General features: G+C 64.8%; 13 protein-coding genes, 1 tRNA gene and 1 other RNA gene. 10 read left to right on the forward strand and 5 right to left on the reverse strand.

Annotation, left to right across the window (positions count from 1 at the left end):
- Nucleotides 1-7: 7 nt before the first annotated feature.
- Both IAU68_RS00560 and tgt read left to right on the forward strand, forming a co-directional pair.
- Entirely contained in the window at nucleotides 8-2,368 is a 2,361-nt protein-coding gene (locus IAU68_RS00560; protein ID WP_171193151.1) for an MMPL family transporter, read from the forward strand.
- Entirely contained in the window at nucleotides 2,365-3,627 is a 1,263-nt protein-coding gene (tgt, locus tag IAU68_RS00565; RefSeq protein ID WP_171193152.1) for a tRNA guanosine(34) transglycosylase Tgt, read from the forward strand. Before IAU68_RS00560 ends, tgt begins: the two co-directional genes overlap by 4 nt.
- 156 nt (nucleotides 3,628-3,783) lie before the next feature.
- Here tgt and IAU68_RS00570 read toward each other — a convergent pair whose 3' ends face one another.
- Nucleotides 3,784-4,461 carry a queuosine precursor transporter gene (locus tag IAU68_RS00570; RefSeq protein ID WP_171193153.1) on the reverse strand — a complete coding sequence of 226 codons (678 nt, stop codon included), beginning with the start codon at nucleotides 4,459-4,461 and terminating at the stop codon, nucleotides 3,784-3,786.
- Between IAU68_RS00570 and gluQRS the strand changes: the two genes are divergently transcribed.
- The 3 genes from gluQRS to IAU68_RS00585 all read left to right on the forward strand — a co-directional run bounded on the left by gluQRS (nucleotide 4,460) and on the right by IAU68_RS00585 (nucleotide 9,421).
- Nucleotides 4,460-5,383: a tRNA glutamyl-Q(34) synthetase GluQRS gene (gene gluQRS / locus IAU68_RS00575; RefSeq protein ID WP_171193154.1), complete on the forward strand. Its 924-nt coding sequence runs from the start codon at nucleotides 4,460-4,462 to the stop codon at nucleotides 5,381-5,383. The two genes, IAU68_RS00570 and gluQRS, sit on opposite strands and share 2 nt — an antisense overlap.
- A 138-nt stretch (nucleotides 5,384-5,521) precedes the next feature.
- On the forward strand, nucleotides 5,522-8,782 hold the full coding sequence (locus IAU68_RS00580) for a YPDG domain-containing protein (RefSeq protein ID WP_171193155.1): 3,261 nt from the start codon (nucleotides 5,522-5,524) through the stop codon (nucleotides 8,780-8,782).
- Nucleotides 8,783-8,869: 87 nt separating this feature from the next.
- A complete protein-coding gene (locus IAU68_RS00585; RefSeq protein ID WP_171193156.1) occupies nucleotides 8,870-9,421 on the forward strand; it encodes a phospholipid scramblase-related protein in 552 nt (183 codons plus the stop codon).
- On the opposite strand, the gene IAU68_RS00590 is transcribed toward IAU68_RS00585, so the two are convergent.
- Nucleotides 9,418-11,106 carry an alkaline phosphatase D family protein gene (locus IAU68_RS00590; protein ID WP_171193157.1) on the reverse strand — a complete coding sequence of 563 codons (1,689 nt, stop codon included), beginning with the start codon at nucleotides 11,104-11,106 and terminating at the stop codon, nucleotides 9,418-9,420. The genes IAU68_RS00585 and IAU68_RS00590 overlap by 4 nt on opposite strands.
- A 100-nt stretch (nucleotides 11,107-11,206) precedes the next feature.
- The gene (locus IAU68_RS00595; protein ID WP_171193332.1) at nucleotides 11,207-11,707 is read right to left on the reverse strand and encodes a ferritin; all 501 of its coding nucleotides are present in this window, start codon (nucleotides 11,705-11,707) and stop codon (nucleotides 11,207-11,209) included.
- 66 nt (nucleotides 11,708-11,773) lie between these two features.
- Between IAU68_RS00595 and IAU68_RS00600 the strand changes: the two genes are divergently transcribed.
- Entirely contained in the window at nucleotides 11,774-13,303 is a 1,530-nt protein-coding gene (locus IAU68_RS00600; RefSeq protein WP_202880125.1) for an N-6 DNA methylase, read from the forward strand.
- Here IAU68_RS00600 and IAU68_RS00605 read toward each other — a convergent pair.
- Nucleotides 13,287-14,564 (reverse strand): hypothetical protein, encoded by a 1,278-nt coding sequence (locus IAU68_RS00605; RefSeq protein WP_171193158.1) that lies wholly within the window; start codon nucleotides 14,562-14,564, stop codon nucleotides 13,287-13,289. The two genes, IAU68_RS00600 and IAU68_RS00605, sit on opposite strands and share 17 nt — an antisense overlap.
- Nucleotides 14,565-14,738: 174 nt before the next feature.
- Here IAU68_RS00605 and IAU68_RS00610 point away from each other — a divergent pair, with 174 nt between their 5' ends.
- On the forward strand, nucleotides 14,739-15,917 hold the full coding sequence (locus tag IAU68_RS00610; protein ID WP_171193159.1) for an IS1249 family transposase: 1,179 nt from the start codon (nucleotides 14,739-14,741) through the stop codon (nucleotides 15,915-15,917).
- 90 nt (nucleotides 15,918-16,007) lie between these two features.
- Here the strand turns inward: IAU68_RS00610 and IAU68_RS00615 are convergent.
- Nucleotides 16,008-16,096, reverse strand: a tRNA-Ser gene (locus IAU68_RS00615).
- 130 nt (nucleotides 16,097-16,226) lie between these two features.
- Here IAU68_RS00615 and ffs point away from each other — a divergent pair.
- The 3 genes from ffs to IAU68_RS00630 all read left to right on the forward strand — a co-directional run bounded on the left by ffs (nucleotide 16,227) and on the right by IAU68_RS00630 (nucleotide 18,151).
- Nucleotides 16,227-16,322, forward strand: an RNA gene (ffs, locus tag IAU68_RS00620) — signal recognition particle sRNA small type.
- Nucleotides 16,323-16,359: 37 nt separating this feature from the next.
- Nucleotides 16,360-17,631 (forward strand): aminotransferase class I/II-fold pyridoxal phosphate-dependent enzyme, encoded by a 1,272-nt coding sequence (locus tag IAU68_RS00625; RefSeq protein ID WP_171193160.1) that lies wholly within the window; start codon nucleotides 16,360-16,362, stop codon nucleotides 17,629-17,631.
- A complete protein-coding gene (locus IAU68_RS00630; RefSeq protein ID WP_171193161.1) occupies nucleotides 17,621-18,151 on the forward strand; it encodes a hypothetical protein in 531 nt (176 codons plus the stop codon). The genes IAU68_RS00625 and IAU68_RS00630 overlap by 11 nt, the downstream gene beginning before the upstream one ends.
- Nucleotides 18,152-18,153 lie beyond the last annotated feature (2 nt).

The raw sequence follows: 18,153 nt of genomic DNA on the forward strand, positions 1-18,153 counted from the left end.
TGTTCACGTGGCGAAACTGCTGTACAACCTCGGGCGATGGTCCTACCTGCACAAATGGCGGGTGATCGTGGCCTGGCTCGTGCTGCTTGGCGCGACCGCGACCGGGGCGTTTTCGTTGATGAAGCCGTTCACCTCCGAGTTCGCCATTGAAGGCACGCCCGCCATCGAGGCGTTGCAGACCATGGAGGACAACTTTCCCGAGGCCGGCAATGTGGCCACCGCCCCTGGCGTGAACCTCGTCTTCGCCGCGCCCGAGGGGCAGCGTCTGGACACACCCGAATACATGGCGGCGATGGATTCCACCGTCGGCTACATCCGCGACCACCTCGGCGTGGACGGGGAGCGCTTCGGCAACCCCGTGCAGGTGAACAAGGATCTGCAAAACATGGTCGTCGGGCAGATGACCGAGATGGGCATGCCGGAGGAGCGCGCCAATGCGGACGCGTACCAGTTGCGAATGCTTAGCGACGACGCCCGCATCGGCTACACCACCTTCGAATTCGACGCCGAATCCTCCATGTCCGTCGACCAGGCGGACCGCGACGTGGTCACCGAGGCGATGCAGATCGGCCGCGACGCTGGCCTGCAGGTGGAGGCGGGCGGCGCTGGCTTCGGCGAACCGATCGCCATTAAGACCACTTCCGAGATGGTCGGCCTGGCCGTGGCGTTTTTGGTGCTCGTGGTCACGTTCGGCTCCCTGGCGGCGTCGGTGATCCCGATCATCTCCGCCGTGGTGGGTGTGGGCATCGGTGCGCTGCTGGTGCTGGTGACCACGCACTGGGTGGAACTCAACGACGTCACCCCGGTGCTCGCCGTGATGATCGGCCTGGCCGTGGGCATCGACTACGCCCTGTTCATTCTCTCGCGCTACCGCCAGGAGGCGCGACACCTCCCGCCGGAGGAGGCCGCCGGCATGGCGGTGGGCACCGCCGGATCCTCGGTGGTCTTCGCCGGCACCACCGTCTTTACCGCCCTGGTGGCGCTGGCGCTCGCGCGCATCGAGTTCCTCACCTGGATGGGCCTGGCCGCCGCCGCGACCGTGCTCATCGCCGTGCTGGTGGCGCTCACCCTCGTGCCGGCGCTACTCGGCGCGTGGGGGTCCAAGGCGTTCGCGGGCAAGATCCCCGGCCTGGCCGGCAACCCCGGCCCGGGCAAGCGCCCGGCGAAGGATCTGGATGCGAATTCGATGGGCAAGCGTTGGGTGCGCTTCGTCGAAAAGGCGCCGGGGCTCGTTATGGCTGTCGTGGTGCTGGGGCTCGGTGCCCTGTCCGCGCCGGTGCTCGGTTTGGAGATGTCGCTACCGTCCGATAGCACCTCCAACCACGACACCACCCAGCGCAAGTCCGCCGACCTCATGGCCGAAGGCTTCGGGCCCGGCGTGAACGCGCCGCTACTGCTCGTCGTCGACGCGCACACCGCGAACCCGGACTCGGAGATCCTCCAGCCCTACATGGGCGCGATCCCCGACGAGGCCGGCGGCGACGCCGAGAAGGCCGCGCTGGCGTCGTTCCTATACACCGTCGGGGAGATCGGCTCCGTCAACGGCATCGAGCACGCCCAGCTCATCGCCGCCAACGACGACATGACCGCCGCCCAGATCCTGGCCACCCCGACCGGTGGCCCGGAAAAGGAGCGCACCCTGGAAATCGCACACGGCGTGCGCGACGCCATCGGCCAGGTGGAAGACGCCACCGGCATCCAGGTCGGGCTGACGGGGCTGACGGCGGTGCAGATGGACATCACCGAAGAGCTCGCGAACGCCATGCCGCTCTACCTCTCCATCGTGGTGGGGCTGGCGATCGTGCTGTTGGTCATCGTGTTCCGCTCGATCATGGTGCCGCTCGTCGCCGGGCTCGGCTTCCTCTTATCCGTCGGCGCCGCGTTCGGCGTGACCATCCTCGTGTTCCAAGAAGGCCTGTGGGGCCTGGTGAACACCCCGGCGCCGATCCTGTCGTTCCTGCCGATCTTCCTTATCGGCGTCACGTTCGGCCTGGCCATGGACTACCAAGTCTTCCTGGTCACCCGCATGCGCGAGGCCTACCTGCGCAATGACGGCGACCGCCTACGCGCCGTGCACGAATCCACCGTCGAAGGCTTCACCCAGGGCGCGCGCGTGGTCACCGCCGCCGCGATCATCATGATCGCCGTCTTCATCGCCTTTTTGGATCAGCCGCTGCCGTTTATTCAGATCTTCGGCTTCGCGCTCGGCGTCGCCGTGCTTTTCGACGCCTTCTTCATCCGCATGTCCCTCGTCCCCGCCACCATGTACCTGCTCGGCCGCGCCTCCTGGTGGATGCCGGCATGGCTGGACAAACTCCTGCCCGAGGTGGACATTGAGGGCACCGAACTAGAAAAGGAACACGCATGACGGACTTTTCCCGCGACACCACGTTCGACGTCGGTACCCAGTTGGAGCCCGCGCCGGGCCGCCACGGTCGTACCGGTGTCATCCACACCCCGCACGGTTCGATCCAGACCCCGGCGTTTATCCCCGTGGCCACCAAGGCGACGGTGAAAACGCTCACCCCGGAGCAGGTCCGTTCCACAGGCGCCCAGGCGATGTTGTCCAACGCGTACCACCTCTACCTGCAGCCCGGCCCGGACATTGTCGACGAAGCCGGCGGCGTCGCGGCCTTCGAGAACTGGCACGGGCCCACCTACACCGACTCCGGCGGCTTCCAGGTCATGAGCCTCGGCGTCGGCTTTAAAAAGGTCCTCGCGATGGACACCGCGGGCCTGACGGACGCCGACATCCGCGCCGCCAACAAGGACCGCATGGCGCGTGTCGACGACGACGGCGTCGACTTCAAATCCGTCATCGACGGCTCCTCGCACCGCTTCACCCCCGAGGTGTCGATGCAGATCCAGCACCAATTGGGTGCGGACATTATGTTTGCGTTCGACGAGCTGACCACGCTCGTCGACACGCGCACCTACCAGGAACACTCCGTGGAGCGCACGCGTCGCTGGGCCCGCCGCTGCCTCATTGAGCACGATCGCTTGACGACGACCCGCCCCGACAAACCCCTCCAATCCCTCTGGGGCGTCGTGCAGGGTGCGCAATACGAGGACCTGCGCCGCTCCGCTGTGCACGGGCTGCTTGATCTGGACCGCGAGGCGCGCGATGAGGGGCGCCGGGGTTTTGGCGGCTTCGGCATCGGCGGCGCGCTAGAGAAGGAAAACCTAGGCACGATCGTCGGGTGGGTCACCGACGAACTGCCGGTGTCTATGCCGCGTCACTTGCTCGGCATTTCCGAGCCAGACGACATTTTCACCGCCGTGGAGGCCGGCGTCGACACCTTCGACTGCGTCGCCCCGACGCGCCTGGGCCGCCGCGGCGGCGTGTACACCCTGGACGGCCGGATGAACCTCGCCGGCGCTCGCTTCAAACGCGATTTCTCTGGCGTGGACGAGGAGTTCGGCGGCTACGTCTCCGAGAACTACTCGCGGGCGTATATCCACCACCTGCTCAAGGCCAAGGAGTTCTTGGCTGGCACGCTGTGCACGATGCACAACCTGGAGTTCATGATCCGTCTGGTGGACAACATCCGCCTGGCCATCGACGCCGGCGACTACGAGGCGTACCGCGACGAGTTCCTCGGCCGCTATTACGCGGGGAACAACTAGTCACGCGGGGCAGCGTCGGAGAAAACCTGAATTCAGCCCGCGGAAATCGCGGCCATTACTGCGATCGTCCAGGATGAGAAGCCAACGAATTCAGGTTTTGCCCGACGCTGCCCGGTGGCGGGGTATGTTCCAACGACGCTGGCCGGGACTCTGCGGCTACGCAGTCTCCCCGCTGACGCGCTCCTCGGCCCGGCGCACGGCTGCGATCGTCGGATAGGTAATCGGCAGCAGGACGACCTCCATGAGGGTCTTCCACAGGAACCCGACGACAACGTAGTTGATAAAGGAGCCCGCCGAGTCGATGCCGATCACACCGGCCGCGATCGAGCAGAACAGCAGCGTGTCGGCGAACTCGCCGACGATGGTGGAGCCGATCAGGCGCGCCCACAGCCGTTCGGTGCCGAAGCGGTCCTTCATCTTCTGCAGCACCCACGCGTTGAGCAGCTGACCCACAACGTAACCCGCCAGCGAGGCCGCCACGATGCGCGGCAGAAGCCCCAGCACGGCGGCGAAGGTGTCCTGCATGTCATAGAAGTCGGCGGCCGGCAGCCAGATGGCGATGTAGAACGTCGCAACGGCGAGCACCGCGATGCCGAAGCCGGTGAACACGGCGCGGCGTGCGGTTTTGAAGCCGTAGACCTCGGCGATGACGTCGCCGATGACGTAGGACAGCGGGAAGAGGAAGAACGCGCCGTCGGTGATCAACGGCCCGAGTTGCACGCCTTTTTGCGCCGTGATGTTCGAAATGAGAAACACCGCGCAAAACACGGCGAGAAGATAGGGAAATGGGGAACGGGATACACGCGGTGACATGCGCCATATCATGGCACACATGTCTGCTTTCCAAGGTCCTGCTGGCCGCTACGCGCCGAGCCCGAGCGGCGATCTCCACTTCGGCAACCTGCGAACAGCGGTGTTGGCCTGGCTGTTTGCGCGCCAGACCGGCCGGAAGTTCTACCTGCGCGTGGAGGATATAGATTCAGAGCGCTCGTCCGACGAGTCCGCTACGCGCCAGATCGAGGACCTGGAGGCGCTGGGCCTCGACTTCGATCCGCCGGTGCTCTACCAGCATGATCGCGGCGACGCGTACGCCGAGGCGCTCGCTCGCCTGGACACCTACGAGTGCTATTGCTCGCGCCGCGACATCCGCGAGGCCGCCTCCGCACCGCACACCCAGCCGGGAATGTACCCGGGCACCTGCCGCGATCTCACGGAAGAGCAGCGTGCTTTACGACGATCCCAGCTCGCCGAAGAGGGCCGCCTCCCCGCCATCCGCCTGCGTGCGCACGCGCGCGAGTGGACGGTGCAGGACTTCTACCACGGCGAGTACACGGGACCGGTTGACGACGTGATTTTAAAGCGCGGTGGCCGGTTGGATCAGGCGCAGGCGGGGGACTGGGCCTACAACCTCGCGGTGGTTGTCGACGACGGGTTTCAGGGGGTGGACCAGATTGTGCGTGGCGACGATCTGTTGCCGTCGGCACCCGCGCAAGCGTACTTAGCTGACCAGTTAGGGCTCACAGCGTTTTCTTATATTCACGTTCCGCTGGTTGTCGGGGCGGGAGGTCGTCGTTTGGCAAAGCGCGATGGCGCGGTCACGTTGCGGGAGATGTTGGCCGAAAAAGGTGTGGCTGATGTGGTTGGCGACATCGCTGCGTCGCTTGGCTGCGGTGGTGTGACCAGTGTAAATGGGATTCTCCAGCGATTCGATCCGGCGCAATTGTCGCTCGATCCATGGTTGTGGACGTCTCAATAAACCTAAGGGCTCCTGAAACATAAGCTGTCTATTATGTAAAAAACTGTTGTATGTTTGCTGAATGTTGTCCATATTGGGTCCGAGTCTTGTGTCCATGTGATGTATGGCACTTGCTTATTGAGACAAGAGGAGAACCCAATGAACCCGAAGAAGATCGCCGCGAGCGCCGTCGCGCTGGCTCTCGGCACCTCCGCCATCGTGGCGCCGCACGCGACTGCGCTGCCGGAGAAGTTTGTCAGCCCACCGGGTGCGGTCGGCAACCCGGGACAGGAGGAATGCCAGGTTGTCATGGAGGACACCGTTTCCACCTCTCGTCCGGACGAAGCCCGGGAGGCGTACCAGAGCGGTGTCTCCGCTGGCGTCGCGCTGAACAGGGCTAACACCGAATACCTGACGTGGGTCACCCTGGACAAGAAGGGTGAGCGCATCTTCGAGCGCGCCGAGGCGGAGTTCGACGTAATCAACTACGCATCCAAGGACGTCACGCAGTCGTTCACGGTGAAAGAGCAGCAGCCGGGCGCGCTCACGTTCGATGCCAAGTTCCCGGAAAGCGGCGATGCCGTCGCGCTCGACGTCACGGACATTATTCCGGCCGACACCAAGGAGTTCACGCTTGCAAAGCGCGGGACGCAGAATGTTTCTGTGGGGCTTGGCCTGAACAATTCCCTGGATAAACAGACGTGGGCGTGGAAGATCAACCAGCCCAGCGCCATGGGCTCGACCGGCACCAGTGTGAAAACCTGGGGCATCGTCGAAGTCGCTCCGTGGCCGTTTGAGACGGACAACTGCATGCCGATCACCGCGTCGTCCACCGAGTCCAAGGCGATCATCGCCGACGGCAACGAGTACGACACCGGCATCACCGTCGCCAACGCCGAGAACGACTTCGAGCGTCTGACTGGCAACGTCACCGTGGGCGGCAAGGCTGTCACCGACGCGAAGGTGCGTGTCGACGCCAACGGCAAGGTCTACGTCACCCTGCCGAAGAACGCGACCGGCGGCGTGGACGACAACAAGCCGGCCAAGGTCGACGTGCAGCTGCTCGCGCAGCCGCGCGAGGAGACCAAGGACTCCGAGCACGAGGCCTACAACTCGCCGCAGGCGCTGCGCGTTTTGGACGACCTCGGCCGCGTCGACCAGGATTCGCCGGAGTTCACCGGCGAGGTCCCGGTGCAGAAGTTCGCGCCGGAGTACAAGTCCCCGGCAACCGTGAAGCCGGGCAAGACCGTTAACGTGGCGCTGGCCAAGCAGCCGGGCGACGTGCGCGGCAAGGTCATCGACGCCACCTACACCGTTAAGAACGCCCCGGAGGGTTGGACCGCCGGGCCGGCTGAGGACGGCACTCTCAAGGTCACCGCACCGAAGGACACCAAGGGCGGCGACACCGCAGAGTTCGCTGTTGAGGTGGCGTACCCGGACGGTTCCGTCGATACGCTTAAGCCCGTTGTCAACGTCAAGGACTTCGACGCAACTGTGACCACCCCGGGCTACGGCACCGAGAAGGGCAAGCGCGGCACCGAAGTCACCCTGACCCAGATCAAGGATCTGCCGAAGGGATCCACCTTCCAGATCACCCCGGGCCAGGACCTGGGCGAGTGGACACCGGAGATCGACCCTAACACCGGCGAGATCACTGTCACCATTCCGAAGGGCGCGAACCCGGGCGACACCCAGACCATTCTGGTGGATGTGAAGTACCCGGACGGCTCCACCGACGCAAAGGTTCCGGCCAAGGTCATCGTGCTCAACGAGCCGGCATATGGCCAGATCACCGACAAGCCGGGCGAGACCGTCGAGCTGCCGCAGACCGGCGACGTGGTCGAGGGCTCCACCTTCGAAATCGCAACGGATCAGGACCTGGGCGAGTGGAAGCCGGTGATCGATCCGGAAACCGGCAAGATCACCGTCACCATCCCGGAGAACGCTAACCCGGGCGACGTCAAGGAGATCCTGGTCAACGTCACCGACCCGAACTCTGACACCCCGGACACCGTCCCGGCGAAGGTGATCGTCCACGGCGCACCGAAGTACCCGGCGGTGGAGAAGACCCCGGGCGACGATGTGACCCTGACCCCGGGCAAGGACAACGTCCCGGAGGACTCCACCTTCGAGATCACCCCGGATCAGGACCTGGGCGACTGGGAGCCGGTGATCGACCCGAAGACCGGCGAGATCACGGTTCAGGTTCCGGAGAACGCCAAGCCGGGCGACTCCAAGACCATCGATGTGACCGTCACCTACCCGACCGGCAAGACCGACGAGGTCCCGGCGAAGATCACCGTGAAGGATCCGACGACCGCGCCGGGCGAGGTTCCGGGCACGGGCAACGTCATCATCGTCTACCCGGGTGACAAGCAGCAGTTCACGCCGGAGTTCCCGAATGGCGACGGCAAGGACATCACCTTCGAGATCCGGGATAGCTGGAAGGTTCCGGAGGGCTGGGACATCACGATCGACCCGAAGACGGGCGATCTGACCATCACCCCGCCGGCAGACCTGAAGCCGAACACCACGATCACCGTCCCGGTCGAGGTGACCTACCCGAACGGCGAGACCAAGACCATCGAGGTTCCGGTCCGCTCCGCTGAGGGCACCATCCCCGCCGTACCGGGCAAGGACAACCCGCTGGTGATCTACGTGCCACGCGACCGCAACGGCGAGATTGCAACGCCGGACGGCTGGATCATCGAGCGCAAGGGCGACAACATCTACGTCACCGTTCCGGAGGGCACGAAGTCGGGCGAGTACGACGTGACCATCCCGGGCAAGGACGGCAACACCACCATCACGGTTGAGGTTGTCCAGCCGAACAACCTAGTGACCGAGCAGGGCTCCTCGGAGAACCTGCAGAAGTGCCTCGCCGGCATGTCGTCTGAGTCCAACCCGCTGCTGTGGCTGGTGCCGCTTGGCCTGCTGGTCGCAATCGGCGCGCCGCTGGCTGGCCCGATCGGCCAGGAGCTGGGCAAGGCGGCGGCGAACGTTTCCGCGCAGATGAACATCCCGAACCCGTTCGAGGACTTGGGCATCGGCGGCAACACCAACCGTCGTCCGCAGCCGGAGTGGATGCGTCAGATCCAGGTTGAGGCTGGCCGCCTGCAGGCACAGTTCGGACCGCAGGTCACCCAGGCAGCCGCGCTCGGCCTGTCCATCGCAGGTCTGGCTGCAGGCATCGGCGTCCTGTCCGCACTGTGCAAGGACGGCGAGCTGCCGGAGTGGGCACAGAGCTCCGCCAAGGCTGAGGGCGAAGGCTCCTCGGTGAAGGACGTCTTCGGCGAGGGTTCTTCCTCCAAGGAGGGCGACGCCGCGGCAGGTTCCTCCGCTGAGGGTTCCTCCTCCCAGGCTGAGGAGACCGTCGTTAAGGAGACCACCGTTGAGAAGGCTCCGAAGAGCGAGGCGTAACCTCCTCTAACTCCTAAGGAAGGCCCGGCTTCGCCCGGGCCTTTCGCATGCCTGCGACACCTCCACGCGGGAACTACGCTCGGGGGCATGCTGAGGGAAAACGAGATCGTCGTTACGCAAACGAAAGCGCTGGGCCGCGACGAATTTGCAATCGAGAACGCACACGGCGACGTGCTGGGCACGGCCCGGCAAACGCTGAAAATGAGCGACCTGGTCAAAGCGTCGCGCGGGGTGGAGGTGTTCGACACCGGCGGCAGGCATGTGCTGAGCATCGAGGATCCGGTCGATTTCATCCGCGACACCTACGCGGTGCACCTGGTGGAGCCGCAGATGCAGTTGGCGCGGCTGACCAAACGGTTCGCGTGGATTGGGGCGAAATTCGACGTCGAGATCGCGGGCTTTCCGGGCGTGGAGATCGTCGGCGAGGTCTTCCAGCTCAACTACACGCTGACCTCCCAGGGCCGTGAAATCGCGCGTGTGGACGCGGAGTATTCCGGTATGGGGCGCGCGATGATGGGCAAGACGAGTTACCGGGTGCGCATCCAGCCGGGGCTGGACGAGCGGCAGCACGCCGCGATCATCGGCATTGCGCTGGCGATCGATATGCGCCGTGCGAAGATGCGCCGCCGCAGCGGCTAGGCGATAAACCCGTGGTCCTTGCGCCACACCATGGAGTGGGCGAGGCGCGTGGGGGATTCGGGGACGAGGACGTTGTCCACACGCATCCAGTCAATGCGCACGGTGTCGGGGGAGATGTCCACCACCGTGTAGCCGTGGGAATCCAGGCAGACGTGCTGAAGGTCCGGGTTGGCGGCGTAGAGGTAGCGGTTCGCGGCGCCGAACAGGGCGCTGCCGGCCGGGACACCGGTGGATTCGGCGGCGTTGGGTGCCGTGATTGATGAACAGACGACCTCGCAACCGATCTCCTCGCCGCCGTGGTGGATGGAGTGGCACCACTCGGAGTGGATGTCGCCGGTGAGGAAAATCGGAGTTTTGTTCAGCCGGCCGAGAGTGTTGATCAGACGGCGGCGCTCGAAGTCGTAGCCGTCCCACTGGTCGCCGTTGAGCGGCAGCTCGTTGATCTCCGGCATGGGCACTTCGCTGGTGAGGATGTTGGAACTGAGCGACTTCGCAATCGGGCGCGTGGCGGGGTTGTTAAACACCGCCCCGATGTGCAGCGGGGAGAACATCACCGAGTTGCCCAGGGCGCTCCACGTCGCGGTGGATTGTTCGAGGGTGTCGGTGAGCCAGTCGTACTGTTCGGTGCCGAGCATGGTGCGCGCGTCGCCGGGCTGGCGCGAGCCGCCGCGCCAGAACTCCACGTCGCGGTAGGTGCGCAGGTCCATGATGGTCAGATCCACCAGGTCGCCGAACGTGAACGAGCGGTACAGCCGGCCCTTCGCGGAGGTCTCCGTGTGGCGCACGGGCATCCACTCGTAGTAGGCGCGCATGGCGGCATCGCGCCGGGCGGAGAACTCGCCCTCGTACGGCTGGTGGTTGGCAGCGCCCTCCCGGTGGTTGTTGTTCGCCACCTCGTGGTCGTCCCACACCACGATCCACGGCAGCGCGGCGTGCGCGTCCTGCAACGCTGGGTCGGTGCGGTAGCGGCCGTAGCGTGTGCGGTAATCGGCAAGCGTGAGAATCTCGTGCGCCGGGTGGTGCTTGCGCACCGGGCCTCGACCGGCGTACTCGTTGTGGGCGTATTCGTAGATGTAGTCGCCGAGGAAAACGGTGAGATCCAGCTCGCCTGCCCAGGCGCGCTCCGCCATGTCGGCGTAGGCGGAAAAGAACCCGGATTCCCAGTTCGCGCAGGAGGCGACCGCCCAGCGCTGGTTGTCCACGGTGCCGGTCGGCGCGGTTTTGGCCCGCCCGGTCGGAGAGGCCGCGCCCTCGTGCGGCCCGGTGACCACGGTGAAGCGGTAGAAGTACACGCGGTCCGGGTCGAGGCCTTGGACGTCGACGTGGATGGTGTGGTCGGAAAGCGGATCGCTGATCACTTCGCCACGCTTGACGACGACACCGAAGCCGTCATCCTCCGCCACCTCCCAGTGCAGCGTGGTCGGAAGGCCGACGCCGGAGCCGGGGAAGGCGGCCTCGTCGGGGGTGACGCGCGTCCAGATCACCACGGCATCCGGCAGCGGATCACCGGAGGCCACCCCGTGCAGAAACGGCAGCGGCGGCAGGTCGAACTCGTGGAGATCCGGGGAGGTGTCAACGGAGATCTGCGACTGCGCACTCGGGATCGCGGCGGCCGCGCCGATGGCGCTCGTCGTTACGGCTGCGGACCGCAGGAAACGGCGGCGGCTGAACTCCGTGCTGGTCACGGGGCCAGTGTGACCCGGCTGTGACCATTTCGCGACCCGGGGAGTGCGATTTCGCGGGGAGTTTAGCGTAAGTTCGTGCGGCGTTTACTTACACAGTTACTTACACGGTGGTGTCGGTGGAGCGGCCGGCCAGGCGGGCGTCGATACGCAACAGCCCCGAGCCGTCCGCGCCGACGAGTTCGAGCTGGTCGACGATCTCGCCGACGGTGGATTCCTCCTCGATCTGCTCCTCCAAAAACCAGTTGAGCAGCGGGCGGGACTCGAGGTCGCCGACCTCGTCGGCAAGGCGGGTGATCTGGCGGATCTGCTCGGAGACCTTCTTCTCGTGCTCGAGCGCGGCCTTGAACGCGTCGAGCGGGCCCTCGATGGCGGGAGCGTCGATCTGGATGGGGCCCGGTTTGACGTGCTCGCCGCGGTCGATCAGGTGCTTGGCAAACTTCTGCGCGTGATCGCACTCCTCGGCCGCCTGAGCGGTGAACCACTCGCACAGTCCCGGAAAGGACAAGGCGTCCATCTCGTTGGCCAGGTGGCGGTAGATGTAGGCGGCGGCGTATTCCTCGGTGACTTGGCTGTTAATTGCGTCGTAAAGCTTTGCGTCGATCATGCGCCCGAGTATACGAACAGTGCCGGTTGGGGCGCGCGGAAAAGAGCTATAAGCTCGCCTACCGTGCCTCATCGTCCGAACTTCTCCGCCAAGCGTGTCACCGCCACGCTCAACCGCCTGCGCGAACACCCCGAAATTGCAGGCCAGCAGGCGTGGCTGCGGGGAATTGCGGCGCACTCGAACGCGCTGCGGCCCGACCTTGCGCAGACGGTGGAAGCCTATCTGGGCGTGGCGCCATTGGCAGAAGATGTGTTCGACAACTTGACGATCGGGGAGATCGCCGTCTGCTACGAGGCCTTCCTCGCTTTGTCCGACAGCAAAGCCCGCAAAGACGCCGGCCAGTACTTCACCCCCGACGATGCCGCCGCGTTCATGGCCCAGAACATCCGCCAGTTCCCCGAAGGCACCTGGGTGGATCCCTGCTGCGGCACCGGGGTGCTCGCGTGGCATTTGGCGCAGCAGTACGAGGGCGACAGCGCGGAGTTCGTCGCTAAGCATTTGAACCTGGTGGACATCGACCCGGTCGCGCTTAAAACTGCGGCGGTGTTGCTCGCGCACTTCCTCGCGCCGGGCGACACCGCAGGTTTCGAGGCGCTCGCAGCGCGCAGTGTGGCGGCCGATTTTCTTCACGACGACATCCCGCCCCACGACTTCGTCATCATGAACCCGCCGTACGCCTCCACCGCGCGCGACAACGCCTTCGCCACCGCCGCGACCAGGGACTTGTTCGCGTACTTCCTCGAGCGCGTCGCCACCACCAGCCGCGGCTTCATCGCCGTCACCCCCGCGTCGTACCTCGGCGCGCCGAAGTTCGCGGGGCTGCGCTTGCTTCTCGACGACCACCTCGCCGGCGGCGACATCACCGTCTTCGACAACGTGCCCGACACCCTGTTCCGCGGCTACAAGTTCGGCTCGTCGAACACGTCGAAGACGAACTTCGTGCGCGCCGCCGTGACCGTGTGCCCGCCGGACGGGGACACGTGGCGAATCACGCCGATTCTGCGCTGGCGGGCAGCGTCGCGGGCCGCGTTGCTCGACAAGGCGCCGTCGCTGCTCGCGCCGCGCCAGATCGGCGGGGCCGGCGAGTGGCTGAAAATCCACCCCGACCACCACGGTGTGTACGAGCAGATGCGCGGCTGGCAGCGCACGATCGCGGACCTCGCCGTGCCTGGCCCCACCGAGTTTTCCCTGACCGTGGCCACCACGCCGCGCTACTACGTCTCCGCCGCGTTCGGTGAGTTAAGCCGCCGCTCGAAGCAGGTGCTGCACTTCGCTTCCGCGCACGACCGCGACCTCGCCGCCATGACGCTGAACTCGTCGGCGCCGTACCTGTGGTGGCGCTGGCACGACGGCGGCGTGAGCCTGACCCGCCGCGTGCTGATGTCGGTGCCGGTGCCCGACATCGAGCCTTCGCTTATCGACGACATCCGCGCGTCCGAACAGACCAACATCGTCACCAAACTCAACGCCGGCATCGTCAACGAGAACGTGAAGCACCCGTTCGCGCTGGTGGAGCGGCTCAACCGGGCGGTATTCGGTGCTGATGTAGACGTCGCGGCCGCCTACGCCCAGGACCTCACGGAAGTGCCGTGAGCAAGGAACCGTGTTCGCGGGCGCGGGCCATGTCCATTTCGTACTTCGGCTTGCGTGGTGACCCGTCCTGCTGGCGGCCCTGGTTGAATACCTTGATCGCGCCCTGCTCGATGGCGCGCTCGATAGCTTCCGTGTCGTCGAAGTAATAGGCCTCGATACTGGTGATCGTGTGCGCGACCTTGAGCTTGCGGGAGTTCGGCTTGCGGTTGGTCGCGTCCTTTCCGCGTTTTTCCATGTGCCAGCGGTAGAAGTCTGCCTCGCCGGTGAAATCGGGCACGGTGTTGACCACGATGAAGCCAACCCCGCCGTCGGTGGCGGCGAGGTCGATCGAATACTGGTCGTTGAGCGGCGTGCGGTCCGCCTTGCTGTCGAAGGAGTGCACCTTCAAATCCCAGGTGCGGGTGCCCTGGTAGTCGAATTCGGTGTTGCCGATGGTCACCGGCCCGCCCTTGAACTTCGCTGCGTAGTACGGCAGGACTTTGAACTCGGCGTACCAGGCAAACCACTCCGTTTGGTTGCGGTTGCGGTATTCGGCGGCGAACATCTCCTCCACGCAGGTGCGGCCGTCGAAGGGCGCCTGGTCCCATTCGACGTCCCCTCGCTTAAAGGCTTCGGCGGCGCCGGCGACGAGCGCGTTGGCCTCCAGCAGGGCAGAGGGGTGCGGGCCGGAAAAATGTTGGGTGGCCAGGTGTAACAGGTTGTTTAGGCCCGTCAGCGTGATGGTGTAGCCGGAGGAGAAGTGCCGGCGGTCCCACTCGCCGCCTAGCTGCTCGGCGATCCAGCGGCCGAGCTCGATCTTCGTCGCCTCCACCGGGGCCGCGTCGAGCTTCGTCGCCAGGTTGACCAGCACCGACTTGCGCTCCTTCGAGCCGGGGCCGAGTGTTTCCGGCCCGGAGTGGGTCAGCGCGCTGATGCGGTTGACGGCCTCCAATTTGGTTGTCGCGGGTGTGAAGCCGCCGGCTGTAAGCCGCTCAAAGGTGGAGGTGCGGGCTTTGCGTTCGCGGGTGCGCTGGTCGGCGAAGTGGTCGTCGATAATCGCGAGCAGCGTGCGTAAGCGCGACTCGATGCCGGCGCCCACGTCGTATTGCGCGAAGTTGTCGAAGATGGCGTCGGCGATGTCCTCGGCGGTCCAGGCGTCTTCGTAGGGCACGCCCAACTCGTCGGCGGCGGCGAGCGCAATGGCGCGGGGGATCATGCCGGCGTCCGCGACGGTGTAGGCGCTGACGTCGAGCAGTTCGGCGAGGCGGTCAAGCGTGGTCACGGGGATAAACGGGGGTTAAACGACAAAAAGTGTGTCCGGAATCGCTGATTTTCAGAGGTTGACCTCTGGGTTTTAGGAATATATATGCTCCAGGAGCATATATCTGGCTCCCGGACGGGAAATCCACGGTGTGGCTGCCGTGGTGTGCTACACGCGGCGTGGTGTGGTGTCGCAATGCCAAAGAACCGACCACGCTGCTTCTGCGGCGGCGAAATGAAACGCAACGGCACTACTAGCAAAGGCACCACTAGGTGGCGCTGCAAACAATGCGGTGCCTCCAGCGTCAAGCGCCGCAGCGACATCACCAACGCAGCAGTATTCAGCGCCTTCATCGATCACCTCACCACTGGCGTCAACCTCGATACTGCTGCCCGCCGTCTGGGATGCTCGCCGCGAACATTGCAACGCCGCTTTGAACCGTGCTGGCTCGTCGATGTGCCGGATCCCACCACCGGGCACGTCGGACGGGTCTACGACCAGGTGTTTCTCGACGGCACCTACACCGCCGGCGGCTGTTTAATCGTCGCGGCGACGATCGACCACGTCATTGCCTGGCACTGGTGCAAACACGAAACCACCCGCGACTACCAACGACTGCTCGAACGCATCGAAGCCCCACTCATCGCCGTCATCGACGGCGGCCAAGGAGCATTGAGCGCGATTAAAAAGTGCTGGCCCACAACCAAAATCCAACGCTGCCTCGTACATGCCCAACGGGTGGTGCGCCGCTACACCACGTCCCGGCCACGCACCGATGCTGGCCGCACGATCTACCAGCTCGCGCTGAAACTGACCCGGATCACCACCTTGGATCAAGCCGCCCAGTGGGGTGCGCAACTGCAGGAATTCCACACGATCTACCGCACCTGGATGGGCGAGAAGACGCTCGTGAAGGATCCGAAAACAGGCAGCTGGATCAAGGTGTTCACGCATCCGAATGTGCGCAAGGCCTACAACAGTCTCAACCACCTCTGGCGATCCGAGATGCTGTTTGTCTACCTCAACCCACCCGACGGAGTGCTAGAACCCGACCAGATAAAACGCACCACCAACAGCCTGGAAGGCGGCATCAACGCCCAGCTCAAACTGCTCGCCAGAACACACCGCGGCAGAACCGGCGAACACCAACGCCGGATGCTGGATTGGTGGCTCTACCTAAAAACGGAACTGCCTGACGACCCAGTACGAATCGCCAAGCAGTCCAACTGGGGACAGGGCCAACTCGCCAAAGTATCCACCCTGACCCGAAACGAGAACCAAGCCGACCACGAAACAGGACGACCAGCCCTCTACGACAACACTATCGACACCAACTACACCCACTCAATCGGCATCCAAAAAGGCCAAATCTAACCCCCACGACACGCCGGACCAGACACACTTTTTGTCGTTTAACCCATAAACGGTAGCAAAAAAGCCCCGCGAAAACCGCGGGGCGAAAGGTGGCGGAGGATGTGGGATTTGAACCCACGAGGGTCGTGAAACCCGCACGCGTTCCAGGCGTGTGACATAGGCCGCTAGTCGAATCCTCCAGCGAGCAACTTCTCCGGGCTGCGCCCTTCAAAGCGTCTCCGGACATATTAATGCACACCACCCGCGCCGCCAAAACTGCTGGTGGGGCACGCAGGTTGTGTTCCGGTTGGTGGGGTGGCTACAGTGTCATCCAGGATCTCACGCGGTGTTATCTTGTGAACTCCCCCAGGGCGGGAACGCAGCAAGGGTCAGCGAGCTCTGGCAGGTGCGTGAGGTCCCTTTACTATGTGTGGGGTAGGACACAGCTTGTACGATGGAGCGCATGTCACTTACGGACCTCACCGACGACCAGTTCGCGCAGCTCGCGGAGGAGACGCGGGCGCGTTACGACGAACTCAAAGCCCGCGACCTGAACCTCAACCTCACCCGCGGCAAACCGTCGAGCGAACAACTCGACTTCTCCAACGCGCTGCTGGCGCTGCCGGGCGAGGACGATTACACCGATTCTACCGGTGCGGACGTGCGCAACTACGGCAACCTCGAGGGCATCCGCGACATCCGCGACCTGTGGGCCGAAGCGCTCGGCCTGGACCCGGACAGCCTGGTCGCGGAGGATTCCTCCAGCCTGAATATCATGTTCGACCTGATTTCCTGGTCGTACATCTGGGGCAACAACGACTCCGAGCGCCCCTGGAAGGACGAGGAGCAGGTGAAGTGGATCTGCCCGGTGCCGGGCTACGACCGCCACTTCGCCATCACGGAGCACTTTGGCTTCGAGATGATCCAGGTGCCGATGACGCCGACCGGCCCGGACATGGATGTCGTCGAAAAGCTAGTGCAAGACCCGCAGGTCAAGGGCATGTGGGCAGTGCCGGTATTTGGCAACCCGACCGGGATTAGCTACTCCGCCGAGACCGCCGAGCGGCTCGCCGCGATGGAGGCGGCCGCGCCCGATTTCCGCGTGGTGTGGGACAACGCGTACGCGGTGCACTCGCTTGATGGTGAGTTCCCGGATAATCCGAACGTGCTCGCGCTCGCCGAGGAAAACGGCAACCCGAACCGCTTCTGGTACATGTCGTCGACGTCCAAGATCACGTTCGCCGGCGCTGGTGTGGCGTTTTTCGCCTCCTCGGCGGAGAACCTTGCGTGGTACGAGTCGCACGCCTCCATCCGCGGCATCGGCCCGAACAAGGTCAACCAACTCGCGCACGCGCGCTTTTTCGGCGACGTCGAGGGCCTGCGCGAACAGATGCGCAAACATGCCTCCTCGCTCGCGCCGAAGTTCGAGGCCGTGATCGGGATTCTGGAGGAGCGACTGGGCGGTTACGGGGTCGCCGAGTGGACCGAGCCGGCCGGCGGCTACTTCATCTCCTTAGACATCAAGGGCGGTTCCGCGACCCGCGTCTGGGAGCTGGCCAAGGACGCCGGCATCACCCTGACCAAGGCGGGCGCGTCCTTCCCGCACGGTGTGGACGAGACCGACACCAACATCCGCCTCGCGCCGTCGCTGCCGCCGCTCGACGAGGTCCGCACTGCCATGGACGGCGTGGCCACCTGCGTGCTGCTCGCCTGCATCGAGGCCCATGACCGCTGACCAGATCGCCGCGTGGCTCGGCTCCTTCATGGACATCGAGCTGACGCTTATCGACGCCTCCGCCATCGCCCTGACCAGCATCAACGACCGCCCCGCCGCGTGCACCGTCGGCTTCTCCCAGGTAGACACGGGGCTTTCGCTTGACGACGACCCCACCACCGCCGTGCGATGCGAAATCGTCGCGGCTGGAGTCGTCGACAAGCACACGCTCGGGCGCGCTGTCGTGGCCGCGGCGAGGGAGATCGAGACGCTTGGCGTGCCCGCGCAACCCGGCATGCTGCTGGAAGGTGTGCTGGGCGGGCTCGGCGCGGACGTGCGCCACGGGTGGCTGCGTGAGCCGGAACTGTTCGACCGCGGCACCCCGCTTAACCGCGAACCCGGCCAACTCACCCTGCTGCTCGAGCTGGTGGGGCTTACCGACGAGGAATTCGACATCGCCCGCGATCAAGGCCTCGACGTGCTTTCGCGCAGGCTGCGGCGCCGCGGCACCGATGTCGGGCAGTGGAATCGTGGGGCTTAGTA

The organism is Corynebacterium lujinxingii (genome assembly GCF_014490555.1).
Lineage (GTDB): Bacteria > Actinomycetota > Actinomycetes > Mycobacteriales > Mycobacteriaceae > Corynebacterium > Corynebacterium lujinxingii.

Bases quoted from the DNA above. Each gene is read 5' to 3' on its own strand.
- IAU68_RS00630 (WP_171193161.1), top strand. From the start codon at position 17,621: ATGACCGCTGACCAGATCGCCGCGTGGCTCGGCTCCTTCATGGACATC.
- IAU68_RS00580 (WP_171193155.1), top strand. From the start codon at position 5,522: ATGAACCCGAAGAAGATCGCCGCGAGCGCCGTCGCGCTGGCTCTCGGC.
- gluQRS (WP_171193154.1), top strand. From the start codon at position 4,460: ATGTCTGCTTTCCAAGGTCCTGCTGGCCGCTACGCGCCGAGCCCGAGC.
- IAU68_RS00625 (WP_171193160.1), top strand. From the start codon at position 16,360: ATGTCACTTACGGACCTCACCGACGACCAGTTCGCGCAGCTCGCGGAG.
- IAU68_RS00585 (WP_171193156.1), top strand. From the start codon at position 8,870: ATGCTGAGGGAAAACGAGATCGTCGTTACGCAAACGAAAGCGCTGGGC.
- IAU68_RS00570 (WP_171193153.1), bottom strand. From the start codon at position 4,461: ATGTGTGCCATGATATGGCGCATGTCACCGCGTGTATCCCGTTCCCCA.
- tgt (WP_171193152.1), top strand. From the start codon at position 2,365: ATGACGGACTTTTCCCGCGACACCACGTTCGACGTCGGTACCCAGTTG.
- IAU68_RS00610 (WP_171193159.1), top strand. From the start codon at position 14,739: ATGCCAAAGAACCGACCACGCTGCTTCTGCGGCGGCGAAATGAAACGC.